Raw genomic sequence first — 17963 nt, 5'->3', positions numbered from 1 at the left:
CACCAGACCCGGTTCACCGGCGGAAAGCGTGGGTACTTCTCTTTACCACCACCACATCCGGTCCCTCGGAGCACACTATGATGAACGACTCAGGAGCCTGGCACGACAAGCTGCAGCGAGCCCAGGAAGCGATCCAGCGCAAGCAAGCCGAACAGGCGAGCCGCACCACGACGACCGCCTCGACCACGCGGCGGTGATCGTCCGTCCACAAGAGACACGAACACGCCCGGGTGCCATGAGGGGCGCCCTCATGGCTCCGATGTCCATGAGGGCGCCCCTCATGGACTCCCGGCACCGGCCCTCCTTCTGGGGCTTGACCACCGCACACCGGGGACTTTAGAGTCAGCAACCGCGACGCATGTTAACGTTAACATGCGCTGGTCCCCTGACGCGCCCCGAAGGAACCGACAACGATGAGGTTGTTCTCCCCGCGCCGTTTCGGCGTCGTGCTGGCCGTCGCGGCCGCACTCGTCCCCCTCGGCAGCGCCGGCGCCGGTGCGGCGCCGAGCCCCGACGCCGGCGCGGGAGTCCGCGCCGCCGCGAACACGCTTTCCGTGCCCGGCATCGACGACGTCCGCGGCAATCTCACGCTGCCGACGAGCGGCTCGGACGGCACGAACGTCACCTGGACGTCGTCCGCTCCCGCCGTGATCACCCCGACCGGGGAGGTCACCCGGCCGGCGACCGGCGCCCCGCCGGCGAAGGTCGTCCTGACCGCGAAGGTCAGCCTCGGCCGCGAAAACACCACCCGGCGGTTCACCGCCACCGTGGTCCCGAAGCCGGCCCAGGAACCACTGGCCGGCTACAGCTTCTTCTACTTCACCGGCGAAGGCACCTCCAACGGCGAGCAGATCTACTCGGCGCTCAGCAAGGGCAACGACCCGCTGAACTGGAGCGAGCTGAACAACGGGCAGCCGGTGCTCAAGTCGAGCCTCGGGGAAATGGGCGTGCGCGACCCGTTCATCCTGCGCTCCCCCGACGGCGACAAGTTCTATCTGCTGGCCACCGACCTGCGGATCTACGCCGGCCGCGGCTGGGACGCCGCCCAGCGGAGCGGCAGCCGGTCGATCATGGTCTGGGAGTCCACCGACCTGGCGCACTGGTCGCGCCAGCGCAGCGTCCAGGTGTCCCCGCCGACCGCCGGCAACACGTGGGCCCCGGAAGCCTTCTGGGACGCCAAGCGCGGGACGTACGTCGTCTACTGGGCGTCGAAGCTCTACGCGGAGAACGACCCGAACCACACCGGCGACAGCTACAACCGGATGATGTACGCGACCACGCGCGACTTCGTCACCTTCAGCGCGCCGCAGGTGTGGATCGACCCGGGCTACTCGGTGATCGACTCGACGGTGATCAAGAACCAGGACACCTACTACCGGTTCACCAAGGACGAGCGCAACAACACGTCGTCGACGCCGTGCAGCAAGTTCATCACCGAGGAGAAGGCCACCGACCTGCTCGACCCGCACTACGGCTTCGTCGCCGACTGCATCGGCAAGGCCACGGCGACCAGCCCCGGCCTGTCCGCGGGTGAAGGGCCGACCGGGTTCAAGTCCAACACCGAGAACAAGTGGTACCTGTTCATCGACGAGTTCGGCGGCCGCGGCTACGTCCCGTTCGAGACAACCGACCTGAACTCCGGCAAGTGGACGATGTCGGCCGGCGCACACCTGCCCGCGTCGCCGCGGCACGGCACCGTCCTGCCGGTCACGCAGGCCGAGATGAACCGGCTCAGCGCTCCCCCGGCGCCGGTGAAGGCCGACTCGAACGGCCTGGTCGCGCACTGGCCGCTCGACGCGAAGTCGGGCACGGTCGCGGCGGACACCACCGGTCACGGCTACGACGGCGCCCTCGCCGGTGACGTCTCCTGGGCGGGCGGCGCGCTGGCCTTCGGCGGTAAGAACGGGCACGTCCAGCTGCCGAACAACCTGCTCACCGGGGCGAACGCGGCCACCGTGTCGGCCGACGTCCTGGTCGATCCGAACCAGCAGACGCCGTACTTCCTGTGGGGCCTGGGCAACACGGCGAGGGATGGCACCGGCAACGGCTACCTCTTCACCACCGGTGGGACCGCGAGCGGCGGGTTCCGCGGCGCCATCGCGACCGGGAACTGGACGACCGAGCAGGCGGCCGGCGCCGGCGGGCTTCCCCGCGGGGTGTGGAAGAACGTCACGCTCACCGTCGGCAACGGTGTCGAGGTGCTCTACCTCGACGGCGTCGAGGTGGCTCGCAACACGAACGCCACGATCAAGCCGTCGGACCTCGGCGGCGGCGTCACGGCGGCGAACTACCTCGGCCGGTCGGTGTACGCGAGCGACAAGACCCTGACCGGCAAGATGAAGGACGTGCGGCTCTACGACCGGGCGCTGTCCGGGCTCGAGGTCGCCACCCTGCCGTCGAACAGCACCGCGATCCGGTCAGTGGACCTGCCCGAACTGAAGACCCCGGCCGTCATCGACTCCGGCGCCGGGACCGTCGTGCTGCCGGTGAAGCCGGGCACCGACCTGCGCCGGCTCGCGCCGAAGTTCGGCCTGGCGCCGGGCGCGACCATCAAGCCGGACAACGGCAAGCCGGTGAACCTCGGCTCGCCGAAGAAGTTCACCGTCACCGGCGCGGGCGGCGACCGTCGCGTGTGGACGGTCGAGGCGCACGAGGTGCACAGCCCCGTCCTTCCGGGGTACAACGCCGACCCGAACATCGTCGCGTTCGGGGACACCTACTACCTGTACCCGACCACCGACGGCTTCGACGGCTGGAGCGGGACGAAGTTCTCGGCGTGGTCGTCGAAGAACCTCGTCGACTGGGAGGACGAGGGCGTCATCCTCGACCTGGGCAAGGACGTCAGCTGGGCGGACAAGAACGCCTGGGCGCCGACGATCGCCAAGCGCGACGGGAAGTACTACTTCTACTTCTGCGCCGAGGCCAAGATCGGCGTCGCGGTGAGCGACTCGCCGACCGGCCCGTTCGTCGACTCCGGCAAGCCGTTGATCGCGAAGAACCCCGGCGGCGGGCAGGCGATCGACCCGGCGGTGTTCCTCGACCACACCGGAAAGCCGTACCTGTACTGGGGCAACGGCAACGCCTACGTCGTCCCGCTGAACGACGACATGGTGTCCTACGCCCCGGCGAAGATCACCCGCCTGGACGGCCTGACCGACTTCCGCGAGGGGCTGTTCATGGTGGAGCGGAAGGGCACGTACTACCTGAGCTGGTCGATCGACGACACCCGCAGCGAGGACTACCGAGTCGGCTACGCCACCGCGCCGAGCCCGGCCGGGCCGTTCACCAACCACGGCGTGATCCTGAGCAAGGACGCCCACCTCGGCGTCCTCGGCACCGGCCACAGCTCGATGCTGCAGGTCCCGGGCACCGACGACTGGTACCTGGCCTACCACCGCTTCGGCATCCCGGGCGGCGACGGCACCCACCGCGAGACGACGATCGACAAGCTGACGTTCCGCCGCGACGGCACGATCGCCCCGGTCGTCCCGACCCTGGAAAGCGTGCGTCCGCAACGGATCCCGTGGCACTGCGGGAGCGTCCGCTTCAACTGAGCCGCCGATGTTCGTGAAGGCCACCTTGAGGAACTTGTAGTTCCTGAAGGTGGCCTTCACGGCGTTGGGGGCGTCGCCGGAAGCCGGGAGGGCTCAGCCGGCCAGTTCGGGCAGGGTCAGGGTGTGGCTCGTGTGCCGCACCTTCGCGCGCAGGTAGCGGAGGTTGTCGGGGTTGGCGTGGACGCCGGTGGGTACCGTCTCGGCGACCGTGATGCCCCGCTCGCGCAGCTGCCGGACCTTGTCCGGGTTGTTGGTGAGCAGGTCGACCTCGGTGATGCCCAGCGCGGCGAGCATCTGGGCGGCGGCGGTGTAGTCGCGGGCGTCCTCGGGCAGGCCGAGCGCGGTGTTCGCCTGGTAGGTGTCGAGACCGGCGTCCTGGAGGGCGTAGGCGTCCAGCTTGGCGTACAGCCCGATGCCGCGACCCTCCTGACGCAGGTAGAGCAGCACGCCGCCGGCACCGTCGATGCGCTGGACGGCCTCGCGCAGCTGGGGCCCGCAGTCGCAGCGGGCGGAGCCGAACACGTCCCCGGTCAGGCACTCGGAGTGCATCCGCACGAGCGGGGTCGCGGGGTCGCCGAAGACCAGGGCCAGGTGCTCACCGCCGTCGGCCAGGCCGTCGAAGGTCACGACTTCCGCCGTCGCCGAGTAGCCGTCGGCGAAACGCAGCGGGACCCGCACCCGGGTGCGGACGGTGGCGGCGGGGATCATGGTGGCTCCTGTCTCGTTCAAATTTGAACCTGAAAGCGACCGTACCCCTTGAGTTCGAATTTGAACAACGGGTACGGTTGTGACATGGGTCGTCCGCGGTGGCTGAACGCCGAGGAGAAGCGCGCTTGGAACGCGTTCCTCGGCACCTACGAGCTGCTCAACCGGCGGCTCGACCAGCAGCTCAAGCAGGACTCCGGCATCTCCCACCTGCAGTACGTGATCCTGGCCCGGCTGTCCGGGGCCCCGGACCGCGAGCTGCGGATGGCCGAGCTGGCCTGCGCGGTGTCGAACTCCAAGAGCGGGCTGACCTACCAGATCGGCCAGCTGGAACAGGCCGGGCTGGTGCGCCGCCGCGCGTGCGAGAGCGATCCCCGCGCCGTCTACGCCGGCCTCACCGACGAGGGCATGGCCCTGCTGGAACGGGCCGCGCCCGGGCACGTCGCCCTGGTGCGCGAACTGCTGATCGACGTCCTCACCCCGGGCCAGCTGAGTGCATTGGCCGACGGGCTCGGCGAGGCGAACCGCCGCATGCTGGCGGTGGACGGAGACGCCGGCGACTGCGCCGGCTGAACCTCCCCATCGACCAGCCGGTGGACGCGGACCTCCACCGGGACCGCCCCCGGTTCCGGCCGGGCGGTCGATCCGCCGCCCCCGTGCCGGGCCGCACACTTCTCCCATGGCAATGATCGAGGTGGAAAACCTCGTCAAGCGCTACGGCGACCACACCGCGGTGAACGGGGTCGGCTTCGCCGTCGAGCAGGGCGAGATCTTCGGGATCCTGGGTCCCAACGGGGCAGGCAAGACCACGACAGCCGAGTGCGTCGAGGGGCTGCGCACCCCGGACAGCGGAACCATCCGCGTCTGCGGCATCGACCCGCGGCGAAACGACGGCGAGCTGCGGCACCTGCTCGGCGCCCAGCTGCAGGAAAGCGACCTGCCCGACAAGCTCGAGGTCGGCGAGGCGATGGAGCTGTACAGCTCCTTCTACCGCGAGCCGGCCGACTGGCGGGAACTGATCGAGACCCTGAACCTCACCGGCAAGCTCCGCACGCAGTTCCGGCGGCTGTCCGGCGGGCAGAAGCAGCGGCTGTCGATCGCGCTCGCGCTCGTCGGAAACCCCAAGGTGGCCGTGCTTGACGAGCTCACCACGGGCCTCGACCCGCAAGCCCGCCGCGACACGTGGGACCTCATCGAGGCCATCCGCGACCGGGGCGTGACGATCCTGCTCGTCACGCACTTCATGGAGGAGGCGGAACGGCTCTGCGACCGGCTGGCCGTGATCGACGCGGGCCGCCTCGTCGCGCTCGACACCCCGGCCGGGCTGGTCTCGAGGGTCGACGACCGGCAGCGGATCCGGTTCCGGCCGTCGGCACCGCTGGACCACGCCGTCCTGACCGCATTGCCCGAGGTCACCTCCGTCGAGCGGGCCGGCAGCCAGCTCGTCGTGACCGGCACGGGAAACCTGCTGCTCGCCGTGACCACCGTGCTCGCCCGAGACCGGATCACCGTGGCCGGCCTGCGGGTCGAGCAGACCACGCTGGACGACGCATTCGTCGCGCTCACCGGCCGCCCGATCGACGCTTGAGGAGACCTGCCATGTCCGCCCTGCCCCGGCTCCTAGCCACCGAGACGAAACTGTTCTTCCGCGAACCGATCCTCGTGTTCTTCACCCTCGCGTTCCCGGCGATCCTGCTGGTCATCCTCGGCTCGGTCCCGTCGATGCGCGCGCCCGACCCTGGCCTCGGCGGCGCGCGGGCGATCACCCTGTACGTGCCGATCATCATCGCGATGAGCCTTGCTCTGTTCGCGCTGAACAGCCTGACGCAGCTCTTCGCCGGCTACCGCGAGAAAGGCGTGCTGCGCCGCATGCGGACCACCCCGGTGAAGCCGCGGGCCATGCTCGGCGCGCAGCTGCTGATGTCCACGATCCTGTCCCTGGTGACGATGGTGGTCGTGCTGGCCACCGGCAGGCTGGCGTTCGCCGTGAGCCTGCCCCGGCACCTGCCCGCCTACCTGCTGGGCTACCTGCTGGCCGCGGTGTCGGTCTTCACGATCGGCCTGCTCGTCGCCTCGCTCGCGCCGACGGGCAAGAGCGCCGGCGCGATCGGGTCCCTGCTGTTCTTCCCGCTCATGTTCTTCGCCGGCCTCTGGGCACCCCGCGCGAGCATGAACACCGTCCTGCGGACGATCAGCGATTTCACCCCGCTCGGCGCGGGCGTGCAATCATTGCAGGACGCCACAGCGGGCCACTGGCCGCAGCCGCTGCACTGGGCCGTCATGCTGGGCTGGACCGTCGTGGCCGGTGGGCTGGCCGCCCGATACTTCCGCTGGGAGTGAGCGTTGAGCGTCGAGGCGGAGCTGCGGGCGGAGTTCGACCGCCTGGAGCGGCGGGAAAGCAGGCTTTCCCAGGTGCTCCCGTACTTCCTCCTGGCGATCAGCACCATTGTCACGCTGCTGCAGCCGATCTGGCACCAGCCGGTGTCCGGCCTGCCGGTGTCCGGGCTCACGCTCACGGCCACGCTCTGGCTGCTCTGGTTCCACACGCTCCACCCCGAATGGCACGAGAACCGCCCGCTGATGGGGCTGTACTACACCGGGCTGATCGCGCTGGCCTTCGGCCTCGTCGCGCTCGCGCCCTGGTACGGCTTCTTCAGCTTCATCGGCTATCCCCAAGCGTTCCGGTACTTGAAGGGCCGCTGGCGATACGTCGGCGTCGCCGCCACGGCGATGGTCGCGTCGCTGTCGTACCTGGGTGGCTGGGACAACATCGAGCAGGCGGGCCTGTGGTGGGGCTGGCCGCTCCTCGGCGTCCTCATCACGCTCCTGGCCGGGGTCTTTTCCTACTTCGCCGAGGTGGCCGAACGGCGCAACGGCAAGCAGAAGCTGGCCCTCGCCGAGCTGCACGAGGCCAACGTCAAGCTGGAGGCCGCGCTGGCGGAGAACGCCGGCCTGCACGCCCGGCTGCTCGTCCAGGCGCGCCAAGCCGGCGTGCTGGACGAGCGGCAGCGGATGGCGCGGGAGCTCCACGACACGCTCGCCCAGGGCCTCGCCGGCATCCTCACCCAGCTCCAGGCCGCCGAGCAGACGCTCGACGCGCCGGCGGCGTTGCGGCAGCACCTCGGGAACGCGACGAACCTGGCCCGCGAAAGCCTCGTCGAAGCCCGCCGCACGGTCCAGGCGGTGGAGCCGTCGGTGCTCGCCGAGGCCCAGCTTCCGGAAGCGATCGGCGACGTGGCGCGGCGGTGGTCCGAGGTCAACGCCATCGACGCCGTCCTGACCACCACCGGCGATGCCAGGCCGATGCACACCGACGTCGAAGCCGCGTTGCTGCGGACCGCACAGGAGGCGCTCGCCAACGTGGCCAGGCACGCCCGCGCCGGCCGGGTCGGCTTGACCCTGTCGTACATGGCGGATCTGGTCACCCTCGACGTGCGCGACGACGGGGTGGGTTTCGAGCCCGATGCCCAGCGTGCCAACGCTTCCGTGACCGGCGGGTTCGGGCTCGCCGGGATGCGGCAACGGGTGCAGCGGCTCGCGGGACGGCTGGACATCGAGTCGGAGCCGGGCGGCGGCACGGCGATCTCGGTGGCCGTCCCGGCCATCCCGGCCGGAGGTGCGCGGTGATTTCCCTGCTGATCGTCGACGACCACCCGGTGGTGCGGGACGGGCTGCGCGGCATGTTCGGCGCCGACCCCCGCTTCGAGGTGGTCGGCGAGGCCGGTGACGGCGCGGAGGCCATCGCGGTGGCGGAGAAGCTGCGGCCGGACGTGATCCTCATGGATCTGCGGATGCCCCGGACCGACGGGGTGACGGCCATCCAGGAACTGGCGAAGCGCGGGGTGCCGGCGCGGGTGCTTGTGCTCACCACCTACGACACCGACAGCGATGTCCTGCCGGCCATCGAGGCCGGCGCCACGGGGTACCTGCTCAAGGAAGCACCGCGGGAAGAACTGTTCCGCGCGGTGGAGGCGGCCGCACAGGGACAGGCGGTGCTCTCCCCCGCGGTCGCGACGCGGCTCATGGGACAGCTGCGCCGCCCCGCGTCCGAACCGCTGTCGCAGCGCGAATGGGAAGTCCTGGAGCTGATCGCGCGGGGTTCGACGAACCGCGAAGCGGCCGAACAGCTGTTCATCAGCCAGGCGACGGTCAAGACGCACCTGCTGCACGCGTACGCGAAACTCGGCGTCAAGGACCGGGCGGCCGCCGTGGCCGCCGCCTTCTCCCAGGGTTATCTGACCCCGTAGACCGGGTCTTCCGGCGAACCGGCCGCGGCCGCCGGATGGCTCCAGAGGCCGGCCGCGCTCCCCCGGGCCACGTGCTCGCCGTAGACCCGCACCTTGTCCGAGATCACGTCGAGACACTCGTTCAGTTCCGCGATCCGCGCGACGACCTGCTCCTGGTGCTCCCTGAGCAGCTCCAGCCGCTCGGGTTCGGTCCCCGGCCCCCGGCGCACCAGGTCCGCGAACTTCCGGATCGTGGCCAGCGGCATGCCCGACGCGCGGAACTTCGCGCAGTACAGCAGCCATTCGACGTCCCACTCGGTGTACACGCGGCGGCCGCCGGCGTCACGGCGGACCGGGCCCGCCATCAGGCCTTCCCGCTCGTACAGCCGCAGCGCGTGCACGCTCATCCCGGTGCGCTCGGCCACCTGCCCGATTCCCAGCTCCACGGAACCGATGCTAGATCAGTTGACCTAGACCGCGGTCTAGCTCCTAGCTTCGCCGGCATGACCACGCACCAGCACAAGATCGGCTCCGGCTTCGGCCACCGCACCACGGCGACCGAAGTCCTGCACGGCATCGACCTCACCGGCAGGCTCGCCCTCGTCACCGGCGGGTATTCCGGCCTGGGCGCCGAAACCACCCGCGCCCTCGCCGCCGCCGGGGCACACGTGATCGTCCCGGCCCGGCGCCCCGCCGAAGCCCGTGCGGCGCTCGCGGGCACGGCCGAGGTCGCCGCGCTCGACCTCGCCGACCTCGGCAGCGTCCGCCGGTTCGCCGGACGGTTCCTCGCTTCCGGCCGCGGGCTCGACATCGTCATCGGCAACGCCGGGATCATGGCCTGCCCGGAAACCCGCGTCGGCCCGGGCTGGGAGGCCCAGTTCGCGGTCAACCACCTGGGGCACCACGCCCTGGTCAACCTGCTCTGGCCGGCCGTCAGGCCGGGCGCGCGGATCGTGACCGTGTCGTCGGCGGGCCACCAGCTTTCCGGGATCCGCTGGGCCGATCCCCACTTCGAGCGGGGCTACGACCGCTGGCTCGCCTACGCCCAGGCGAAAACGGCCAACGCCCTGTTCGCCGTCCACCTCGACACCCTCGGCCGGGCAGCCGGGGTCCGGGCGTTCTCGGTGCACCCCGGCGCGATCCTCACGCCCCTGCAGCGGCACTTGACGCACGCCGAAATGGCCGGCCGCGGCTGGGTCGGCGAGGACGGCCGGCCCGCCGACCCCACCTTCAAGACCCCGGCGCAGGGCGCGGCGACCCAGGTCTGGGCGGCGACTTCCGCGCAGCTGGCGGACCTGGGCGGGCTGTACTGCGAGGACTGCGACGTCGCCGAGCCGACCGAGAGCTCCGAGATGGTCTCCGGGGTCCGCGGACACGCCGTCGACCCCGGCGAAGCCGCCCGGCTTTGGGCGCTTTCGGCCCGGCTGACCGGTGTGGACGCGTTCCGCGTGTGAGAAAAGTCTGGATCTCGCAACCATTCCGTGCCCTCATCCGTGCAATAGGGTGTGAGGACCATTTCGGAACGACGGCGGCTCTTCCGGCTGCGGGCGACGGGGATCGGGGTGCTGGCGGGGGCCGGCCTCGCGTTCGCCCACACCGTGACCGCGGCGACGGCAGGGGGACCCGTCCTGGCCGCGTCGACGACCGGGCACAGCCTGCCGGACACCGCGGCCCCGGCACCCGCGACCACGCGAGCGGCGCAGAACCCGATCCTGCCCTTCAACGCGAAGCTGACCTCGGAGGACATTCCCGTCCTCGGCGGCGGCGTGCGCAGCGGCGCCTGCAGCGGCTCGCTGGTGGCGCCGCAGTGGGTCGTCACCGCCGGGCACTGCTTCCACGACGTGCACGACGTCCGGGTCGGCGGGCCGTCGCCGTACACGATGACGGTGACCGTCGGCCGGCTGAAGGACAGCGATCCCGGCGGGCACACGGCCGAGGTCGTGGACGTCCGGCAGTCGCCGGTCAACGACCTGGCCGTGGTGAAGCTCAGCAGCCCGGTCACCGGCATCGCCCCGGTGAAGCTGGCCGAGACGCGGCCCGCGGTCGGCGAGCAGCTCCAGTTCGCCGGCTGGGGTTCGCACTCGGCGACCGTGCTCGGCCCGTCCGACCACCTCAAACGCGGGAAGTTCCGGGTGTCGGGCGTCGACAAGGTGACCCTGGAGGCCCAGCCGGTGGGCACGCGCACGGTCGAGAACGGCCCGTGCCCGCAGGACTCGGGCGGCCCGTTCTTCCTCTCCGAGGACGACCACGGCGGGACGCTGGTGGCCATCGTCAACACCGGCCCGCCGTGCCCCCAGCCCGGCGCCGAGACGATCGCCCGCGTCGACGTCGTGGCGGATTGGATCCGCGAACAGACCGGGTGAGGTGCCCGCGGCTCACCGCGGGCGCAGTGCGGCCACTTCTTCGTCGATCAGCAGGCCCGGGTCGAACTTCATGCCGGTGAAGTGGCCGGCCAGCTCGAGGGAGAGCACGCCGTGCAGGCGCGTCCAGAAGGACAGCCCGCGATGCAGGACCGACGCCGTCGCAGGGCGATCACCGGCCCACTCGCGGTGGTTTTCGAGGTGCCCGTCGAACGCCGTCGGCGGCTCACCGTCCGCCACCGCGGCGCAGACGTCGACCAGCACCGCCATCACCTCGGACGAGATCGCGGTCGTGTCGGCCGGGGCGTGGTAGCCGGGGACGGGCGTGCCGTAGATGAGGAAGTACCGCTGCGGGTCGCTGCGCGCCCAGTCCCGGATGACGTGGGCGAGGCCGGCCAGGCCGGCGCCTGAGTCGCCGGCGGCCCGGACGGTGTCGGCGAGGCTGCGGTAGGCGTCGCGGATCAGTGCGGTGATCAGCTCGTCCCGGCTCGCGAAGTACCGGTACAGCGCGGGACCGCTCATGCCCACCTGCTTGGCGATCGCGTTGAGCGACAGCGCCGGCACGCCCGCCGCGGCGATCTGCTCCCACGCGTGCCGCTTGATCTCCGCGCGCACCTGGGCTCGGTAGCGCTCTCGCGGGCTCTCGTTCACGGTTAGAGGCTATCACTTTTCCTATTGACTCTCAGGTCCGAGTTGTTATAGGTTCTAACTAACACGACGGACACTAACTACGGAGAGAGTCATGAACCCCTTCCGGTTGCGCACCGCGCTCCTCGCCCTCCCCCTCGCCGCCGGGCTCGCCGGCTTCGCGGCACCGGCCCAGGCCGCCACCCCGGCGCCGGTCACGTGCCAGGGCACCGGCATCGACCCCGCCGCCCGGATCCACTACCGGACCCAGACACTGGTCAAGGCGCCGCTGAGCACGGTCTGGAAGCTGCACACCGACGTGGCGGACTGGCCTTCGTGGCAGCCGGCCGTCACCAGCGCGAAGCGGCTCGACACCGGGCCCCTGCGACCGGGCTCGCGGTTCCGGTGGACCACACCGGCCCCCGCCACGCCCACCACGCCGGAAACCACGCTGGTCGTCACCTCCACCGTCGGGCAGGTCCAGCCCGGCCGGTGCGTCCGCTGGACCGGGCCGGCGATCGGCGACGGGCTGCGCATCGACCGCGGCGTGCACGTCTGGACCTTCACGCCGGTGCGGGACGGCGTCCTCGTCGACACCGAAGAGAGCTGGACCGGCGAGCAGATCGAGGCCGACCCCGCCACCGCCATCCGCTACCTGGCCGCCGGCCTCGACGCCTGGCTCGCCGACCTCAAGACCACCGCCGAAGCCCGCCCCTGCGGCCGGTGAAGGAGCCGACGATGACCACCACCCGCCACCCCGGCACCTCGACGAACGTGCTCGTCGCGGCCTGGACCGTCCCCGTCATGGTGGCCGGCCAGTTCGCCTTGCTGGCCGGCCTGCCCATTGCCGTCGTCCTGATCGGCGCCCTGCGCGAGCGCCGCCTGCGTTGGTGGGCCGGCGCGCTGACCGCGTTGTACGTAGTCCTGCTGACGCTGTGGCTCTCCGGGCCCGGCAGCGCGCCCAGCCTGTCGAAGTACCTGAGTCCCGTCGCCACCGCGCTCTTCGCCGTGGCCGGGATCGCGGTCGCGATCGCCGCGGTGGTCAGCCGCCGGCGTGCTCGATGACGAACGCCGTCAGGAACCCGATGGTGGCGAGCAGGCCGGTGTAGAGCTCGGTGCGTTCGAACGCCTCGGGGATCATCGTGTCGGCGATCATGGCCAGGATCGCCCCCGCGGCCACCGCCGTGATCGCGGCGACCGTCGCGGGGGACGCTGTCCGCAGCAGGAGGTTGCCGAAGAGGGCCGCGGCCCCGCTGGCGACCGCGATAGCGCTCCACACCCCGAAGACGTAGCGGGCACTGCGCCCGGCCGCCTTCATGCCCGCGGCGCTGGAGAGTCCTTCCGGGACGTTCGAGATGAACACCGCCGCCAGCACCGTGATCCCGATCCCCCCGCCACCGAGCAGCGACACGCCGAGCACGACCGATTCCGGGATCCCGTCGAGCAAGGCGCCGACGGCGATCGCGGCCCCGCTGCCCGCGGCGTCCTGTTCGGACGGTTGCTGGCCGCCGGAGCGCTTGCGGTGCCGGGCACCCCGCCGGGCCAGCAGCACGTTGATGGCGACGTAGACGGCCGCCCCGGCGAGAAACCCGCCCGCGGTCGGGCCGAGCCCGCCGGTGTGCTGGGCCTCGTCGACCAGGTCGAAGGCGAGCGCGGAGATCAGCACGCCGGCCCCGAAGGCCATGATCCCCGCGACGACCCGGCGGGACACGCGCACCCACCACGCGACCGCGGCGCCGAGGACCAGCGCGATCCCGCCGACGAGGCCCCACAGCCCCGCCTCTGCCCATTGCGGCACGAGAGCCACCCTTCGCCGGCACGTGAACGTCCGGAAAGGGACTACCCACACACGCCGCCGGGGACACCTCACGCCCGCGGAACATTGTCCTGATGTGCGAAGACATTCCCTGCCTTCCCCCGAGACCCCGATCGCGACCGTAACGCAGCTTCGGCGCCCTCGCTGCCGGCGGGGACGGCCGTTCCGAAGATCACCTGGCCGGGGCGCCGGCCGCCGCTTCTTCACCGACGGGCAGCGGATTCCGCCCCTTCGGCCCGATTTCGTCGCCGATCTCGGGAAGCCGTCCCGAACCCGGAGTCACGTGTGGCGCGCGTCACGGAATGCCTGTCGATCTTCGGCGCTACACACGGGTAGAAATCGTTCGTCCTCGAGGGAGTGCCATGTCCGCCACCACCACCCCTGAAGAAACCGCCACCGCCGTGCCCGAGCTGGAGGACTTCGACTTCCCGCTCACCGACGGGGCCGCCTGCCGCATCGACGACCCGGACTGCGAAGCCTGCCAGTGATCTCCCGGGTGCCGGCCGGGCTCCCCGGCCGGCACCCGCGTCAGGCACGGGAAATCAGACGTGCATGGCCAGCCACAACGCCATCCAGGCGAGGCACGCCAGCGCCCCGCCGACCCCGAACGCCAGCAGTACGCGGCGCAGCCCCGCGACGACCCCGGCCCGGCCCGACATTTCGGTGATTCCCGCTTCAGCCATGGCCAGGAGTTGCCCTCCAGGAGAGCGGGCAAACCTCGGTTCCGCCGATTCACCCGGCATGGGGTGCAGCCGGAACTGCTCAGAGACCGGCGAGGGCCACCCGGTCGCGGCCGGCTTTCTTGCCCGCGTACAGCGCGTCGTCGGCCGCCCGGATCACGCCGTCGAGATCGGCCTCCGGCATCGCCGGGTGCAGGGCCGCGCCGATCGTCGCCGACAACGTCACCGGCTCGCCCCGGGGCGTGGAAACGCGCAACGCGCGGATCCGGAGCCGGATCCGCTCGGCGATGGCGCGGACTTCGGCCTCGTCGACTTCGGGCAGCAGGACGGCGAACTCCTCGCCGCCGTACCGGCCGACCGTGTCGCCGCGCCGGACGGCCCTGGTCAGGACGGTGGCCACCGCGGCGAGGACGTCGTCGCCGACCGGGTGGCCGTGGGTGTCGTTGATGCGCTTGAACCAGTCGAGGTCGATCATCAGCACCCCGACCAGGCCGCGGGTGCGCTGGAGCGCGCGCTCGGCCTGCTCGTGCCAGGCGATCGCGTTGAGCAGCCCGGTGCGCTGGTCGGTGCGGGCGGCGAGCTTGAGCTGGTCGAGCTGGACGCACTGGTGCAGCGCGAACGTCGGGATGATCATCAGCAGCGTGGCAGGCGGCCACCACAGCAGCGCGAGCGCGACGAACACGCCGAGCGCCAGCTGGCCCATCTCCAGCAGGTTGTCCGAGGCGCTGCCCAGGAGCAGGCGGGGGTGCTCGACGGTGACCGTCCAGGCGATGACCGTACCGACGAGCACGGTGTTGACCACCCACTGCACCGCGGCCGCCACGACCACGGCGGCCAGGTCGACCCAGCCTGGCCGGGCGCCGCCGGCGAGGTGATCCTGGACGTCGCTGAGGCGCAGCACGGTGGCCGCGGCGGCCGCGGACAGCGCGAGCGTCGCGGCGGTGAACACAGTGCGGTGCGGCGGCCGGACCGCGTCGAACCGGTTGACCAGCGCCCAGCGGTGGGCATAGAGCACCGCAACCAGCGCCAGTTCGAGCACCAGTGGCAGCACGATCGCCCCGGCGAAGATCCAGACGCTGCAGAGGTCGACATACGGCGTGCCCGCCCGGTCGCGGCGACAGCGTTGGATCCAGTGCGAGGCGTGCAGGTGCGGCAGCGCCGCCGCCGCGAGCCAGCCCGCCGCCATCCACTCCCCCAGCGCCGGAGCCGTCCTGGCCGCGAGCGCCACCAGGACGAAGACCGCCAGGACCACGCCGAGGACGAGCACGCGCACCCGTCCGGGCAACGCCCACAGGGTCCATCTCGACAGTGCCCAACCCGCGTTTTGCCCCATCGCAGCGCCTCCCCACGCGCCGACGTTCCCCTGCTTGCCCACGGTAGTCGCGCCGCGGCCGGATGTCAGCCGGTCCCGCCCGGGCGGCGGAGAGCTGCAAAGGCTGGTGGCCTGCCGGCCCCCGGCCGGGAGCGCGTCCGGCGGAGCGTGACAGCCGTCGTTCCGGTGCTCAGGCCACCGGCGGGGTGCCGTGGGTGTGGAACGACTCGATCGTCTTCAGCCCCCACGCCTGCCCTTTCGCCCGCTCGGCCTCGGTCCAGGTGACCGGTTCCCAGTCCGGCGCGAAGATCAGCCGCCCGGTCGGGTTGCACAGCTCGACGCGGTTGCCGCGCCCCGGGTACGCCTGCGCCTGGTTCTTCAGCGCGGGCCGCAGGTGCTCGGGCGGTGTGTAGCGCTCGGTTTCCCAGTAGATCTCGAGTTCGTGGCCGTCCGGATCGCGGAACAGGTACGTGGGACCGATCCCGGTGTCGCCGTCGATCCAGCCGACCCCGAGCCCGCGTTCCTCCAGCGCGGCCACGCGCCGCTCGAGGGCGTCCTCGCTCGAGGCACGCACCGCCGTCCGCCCGGCCCCGGACGTCTTCGCCGCGGTGAGCTTCAGGCTGTGGTGCTCGTAGTCGTCCCAGGTGCGCAGGTAGACCGAGTCCCCGTCGGTGCCGTTCTCGGTCAACCCCAGCACCCGGACGAAGAAGTCCAGGCTCCGCTCCGGTTCCGGGGTGCGCAGCTCGACGTGACCGAGGTGCGCGACCTCGTGGCGCGGCGAAGGATCGGGCATGTCGGCACTCCTCAGGGACGGGGGAAAACGGTGCCGTCGAACAGTTTCCGCGCCGTGCGGAACACCGTCGACCGGCGGACCCGGGGCGGGGTGACCGTGGTGTCGAGCTCGATGCGGACCGCGAGCTTCCCGCTCGCGTGCTCGACTTCGAAGGGCTCTCCCGCCGGCGGAGCGACCAGCAGATCCTGGCCGGCGGCGCCGTCGAGCAGGAGCGCCGTCACGACGCTGACGGCGCCGAGGACGCCGATCGAGGGGTGCGGCTCGACCGGGATGAACGTGCGGGTGCAGATCGCGCCGCCGTCACGCGGCGCGGCGACGAGGGTGGTCTTGGGCACGGAGCTCGCGCCGACGTCGCCGAGCCCCATCAGCTTGCCGGCTTCGGTGCGCAGCGCGTCGATCCGGCCGGCGAGCGCGGTGTCGGCGGCCAGCTCCGCGGCCGGTTCGTGGCCGGTGACTCCGAGATCGGCCGCACGGGCCACGACGACCGGCATCCCGTTGTCCACACAGGACACCGCGATGCCGCCGACGTCGTCGCGGACGTGACCGGTGGGCAGGAGACTGCCGCACACCGAGCCCGCCGTCCCGGTGAATTCGAGCTCGACCGGGGCGGCGGTCCCGGGCACGCCGGAGACGGCCGTGCCGCCGCGGTAGTCCACCTCGCCGCCGGGGGTGGGGAAGGTCGCGACCGCGACCGTGCCGGTGTTGAGCAGCCGCACGCGCACGGTGGTGCGCTCGCCCCCGGCGGGCACGAGCCCCCGCTCGACGGCGAACTGCCCGACCCCGGCCAGCAGGTTGCCGCACGTCTGCCGGGCGGAGACGGTCGCCTCCGCCACGCCGAGCTGCAGGAACAGGTAGTCGACGTCGTGGCCGGGCTCGCTCGCCGCGGACACGACCGCCACCTTGCTGGTGACCGGGTGCGCGCCGCCGAGCCCGTCGAGCTGGCGCGGGTCGGGGGTGCCCATGATCCGCAGCAGCAGGTCGTCGCGGGCGGCCGGATCGGCGGGCAGGTCCCCGGCGAGGAAGTAGGCGCCCTTCGACGTCCCGCCGCGCATGAGCATGCAGGGCACGCCGGTCATGCCCGCTCCTTCGCGTACTCCTCGGCGGTCAGGTACCGGACGCCGAGGGCTTCGAGCTTCGCGCGCAGCCCGTACCGGTCCAGGCCCAGCTGCCCGTTCGCGAACGCTTCCCGCGCCGCGGCTTCCTTTTCCAGCCTGGCCCGGGCGGCTTCGAGTCCACTTCGGACGTCTTCGCGGCGGACGCGCAGGACGCCGTCGTCGTCGGCCAGGACGGCGTCGCCCGGGCGGATCACCTGCCCGCCGAGGACCACCGGGACGTTCACCGCGCCCGCGGTCGCCTTGACGGTCCCCTGCGCGCTCACCGCCGCCGACCACACGGGGAAGCCGAGCGCGCGCAGCTCGGCGACGTCACGGACGCCGGTGCCGGTGACCAGGCCGCGCACGCCGCGGTGCCGCAGCGCGGTGGCGAACAGCTCGCCGAAGAGGCCGTCGTGGCACGGCGAAGTCGTGGTGACGACCAGGAAGTCGCCCTCGCGGCACTGCTCGACGGCCGCGTGGATCATCAGGTTGTCCCCCGGCCAGCACAGCGCGGTGACGGCGGTGCCGCCGACGCGGGCGCCGTCCTGGATCGGCCGCAGGTCCGGGCCGAGCAGTCCGGAGCGGCCGAGCGCCTCGTGGACGGTCGCGACGCCGTAGCCCGCCAGGCGCGTCACCTGCGCCAGGTCGGCACGCGGCGGATCGGTGACGATGACGGGCTTCATGCCGCCACGGTACGGTCTGGTCGACGAAATTGTCAACAATCTTGGCGAGCAAGTCGGCGGCATCTTGGGCAACCGGAGTGTGTGCGGTTCACCGACAAAACCGGTTCACAAGC

20 protein-coding genes are annotated in these 17963 nt (G+C 71.6%); 11 read left to right on the top strand and 9 right to left on the bottom strand.

Features of this window, described 5'->3' with window-relative positions:
- Positions 1-413: 413 nt before the first annotated feature.
- A complete protein-coding gene (locus A3CE_RS0145640) occupies positions 414-3554 on the top strand; it encodes a family 43 glycosylhydrolase (RefSeq protein WP_020646818.1) in 3141 nt (1046 codons plus the stop codon).
- A gap of 93 nt (positions 3555-3647) precedes the next feature.
- On the opposite strand, the gene A3CE_RS0145635 is transcribed toward A3CE_RS0145640, so the two are convergent.
- A complete protein-coding gene (locus A3CE_RS0145635) occupies positions 3648-4262 on the bottom strand; it encodes a GTP cyclohydrolase II (RefSeq protein ID WP_020646817.1) in 615 nt (204 codons plus the stop codon).
- An 84-nt stretch (positions 4263-4346) separates the two neighbouring features.
- Here A3CE_RS0145635 and A3CE_RS0145630 point away from each other — a divergent pair, with 84 nt between their 5' ends.
- From A3CE_RS0145630 to A3CE_RS0145610, 5 genes are all read left to right on the top strand, one after another.
- Complete coding sequence (locus A3CE_RS0145630; RefSeq protein WP_020646816.1) at positions 4347-4832, top strand: MarR family winged helix-turn-helix transcriptional regulator; 486 nt, start codon at positions 4347-4349, stop codon at positions 4830-4832.
- A 106-nt stretch (positions 4833-4938) separates the two neighbouring features.
- The gene (locus A3CE_RS0145625; protein ID WP_026469501.1) at positions 4939-5847 is read left to right on the top strand and encodes an ABC transporter ATP-binding protein; all 909 of its coding nucleotides are present in this window, start codon (positions 4939-4941) and stop codon (positions 5845-5847) included.
- Positions 5848-5858: 11 nt separating this feature from the next.
- Positions 5859-6599 (top strand): ABC transporter permease, encoded by a 741-nt coding sequence (locus A3CE_RS0145620; RefSeq protein ID WP_020646814.1) that lies wholly within the window; start codon positions 5859-5861, stop codon positions 6597-6599.
- Positions 6600-6602: 3 nt separating this feature from the next.
- Positions 6603-7886 carry a sensor histidine kinase gene (locus tag A3CE_RS0145615; protein ID WP_020646813.1) on the top strand — a complete coding sequence of 428 codons (1284 nt, stop codon included), beginning with the start codon at positions 6603-6605 and terminating at the stop codon, positions 7884-7886.
- Positions 7883-8506 carry a response regulator gene (locus tag A3CE_RS0145610; protein WP_020646812.1) on the top strand — a complete coding sequence of 208 codons (624 nt, stop codon included), beginning with the start codon at positions 7883-7885 and terminating at the stop codon, positions 8504-8506. Before A3CE_RS0145615 ends, A3CE_RS0145610 begins: the two co-directional genes overlap by 4 nt.
- On the opposite strand, the gene A3CE_RS52830 is transcribed toward A3CE_RS0145610, so the two are convergent.
- Positions 8491-8931, bottom strand: coding sequence for a MerR family transcriptional regulator (locus tag A3CE_RS52830; RefSeq protein WP_020646811.1), 441 nt, complete (start codon positions 8929-8931; stop codon positions 8491-8493). The genes A3CE_RS0145610 and A3CE_RS52830 overlap by 16 nt on opposite strands.
- Positions 8932-8988: 57 nt before the next feature.
- On the opposite strand from A3CE_RS52830, the gene A3CE_RS0145600 reads away from it, so the two are divergent.
- Together A3CE_RS0145600 and A3CE_RS0145595 are read left to right on the top strand one after the other, a co-directional pair.
- The gene (locus A3CE_RS0145600) at positions 8989-9939 is read left to right on the top strand and encodes an SDR family NAD(P)-dependent oxidoreductase (protein ID WP_020646810.1); all 951 of its coding nucleotides are present in this window, start codon (positions 8989-8991) and stop codon (positions 9937-9939) included.
- Positions 9940-9990: 51 nt separating this feature from the next.
- Positions 9991-10848 carry a S1 family peptidase gene (locus tag A3CE_RS0145595; protein ID WP_245589718.1) on the top strand — a complete coding sequence of 286 codons (858 nt, stop codon included), beginning with the start codon at positions 9991-9993 and terminating at the stop codon, positions 10846-10848.
- Positions 10849-10860: 12 nt separating this feature from the next.
- Here the strand turns inward: A3CE_RS0145595 and A3CE_RS0145590 are convergent, their stop codons facing one another.
- The gene (locus tag A3CE_RS0145590) at positions 10861-11496 is read right to left on the bottom strand and encodes a TetR/AcrR family transcriptional regulator (protein WP_026469500.1); all 636 of its coding nucleotides are present in this window, start codon (positions 11494-11496) and stop codon (positions 10861-10863) included.
- 91 nt (positions 11497-11587) lie between these two features.
- On the opposite strand from A3CE_RS0145590, the gene A3CE_RS0145585 reads away from it, so the two are divergent.
- Entirely contained in the window at positions 11588-12199 is a 612-nt protein-coding gene (locus A3CE_RS0145585; protein WP_020646807.1) for an SRPBCC family protein, read from the top strand.
- 11 nt (positions 12200-12210) lie between these two features.
- Positions 12211-12537, top strand: a complete 327-nt coding sequence (locus A3CE_RS0145580) for a hypothetical protein (RefSeq protein ID WP_020646806.1) — start codon at positions 12211-12213, stop codon at positions 12535-12537.
- Here A3CE_RS0145580 and A3CE_RS0145575 read toward each other — a convergent pair.
- Positions 12515-13270, bottom strand: coding sequence for a ZIP family metal transporter (locus A3CE_RS0145575; protein ID WP_020646805.1), 756 nt, complete (start codon positions 13268-13270; stop codon positions 12515-12517). The genes A3CE_RS0145580 and A3CE_RS0145575 overlap by 23 nt on opposite strands.
- 380 nt (positions 13271-13650) lie before the next feature.
- On the opposite strand from A3CE_RS0145575, the gene A3CE_RS59480 reads away from it, so the two are divergent.
- Positions 13651-13776 carry a hypothetical protein gene (locus tag A3CE_RS59480; protein ID WP_020646804.1) on the top strand — a complete coding sequence of 42 codons (126 nt, stop codon included), beginning with the start codon at positions 13651-13653 and terminating at the stop codon, positions 13774-13776.
- A 54-nt stretch (positions 13777-13830) separates the two neighbouring features.
- Here the strand turns inward: A3CE_RS59480 and A3CE_RS57600 are convergent, their stop codons facing one another.
- The 5 genes from A3CE_RS57600 to A3CE_RS0145545 all read right to left on the bottom strand — a co-directional run bounded on the left by A3CE_RS57600 (position 13831) and on the right by A3CE_RS0145545 (position 17850).
- On the bottom strand, positions 13831-13971 hold the full coding sequence (locus A3CE_RS57600; RefSeq protein WP_020646803.1) for a hypothetical protein: 141 nt from the start codon (positions 13969-13971) through the stop codon (positions 13831-13833).
- A 79-nt stretch (positions 13972-14050) separates the two neighbouring features.
- Complete coding sequence (locus tag A3CE_RS0145560; protein ID WP_245589717.1) at positions 14051-15253, bottom strand: GGDEF domain-containing protein; 1203 nt, start codon at positions 15251-15253, stop codon at positions 14051-14053.
- A gap of 217 nt (positions 15254-15470) precedes the next feature.
- Complete coding sequence (locus A3CE_RS0145555) at positions 15471-16073, bottom strand: VOC family protein (protein WP_020646801.1); 603 nt, start codon at positions 16071-16073, stop codon at positions 15471-15473.
- Between the two features lie 11 nt (positions 16074-16084).
- Positions 16085-17149 (bottom strand): 4-oxalomesaconate tautomerase, encoded by a 1065-nt coding sequence (locus A3CE_RS0145550; RefSeq protein WP_020646800.1) that lies wholly within the window; start codon positions 17147-17149, stop codon positions 16085-16087.
- Positions 17146-17850, bottom strand: coding sequence for a 4-carboxy-4-hydroxy-2-oxoadipate aldolase/oxaloacetate decarboxylase (locus tag A3CE_RS0145545; protein WP_020646799.1), 705 nt, complete (start codon positions 17848-17850; stop codon positions 17146-17148). Before A3CE_RS0145545 ends, A3CE_RS0145550 begins: the two co-directional genes overlap by 4 nt.
- Positions 17851-17963: the final 113 nt, after the last annotated feature.

Origin of the sequence: Amycolatopsis balhimycina FH 1894, from assembly GCF_000384295.1 — a bacterium.
GTDB lineage: Bacteria > Actinomycetota > Actinomycetes > Mycobacteriales > Pseudonocardiaceae > Amycolatopsis > Amycolatopsis balhimycina.
The sequence above is the reverse complement of the archived record's forward strand: the minus strand, read 5'-3'. Positions and strand labels throughout refer to the sequence as shown.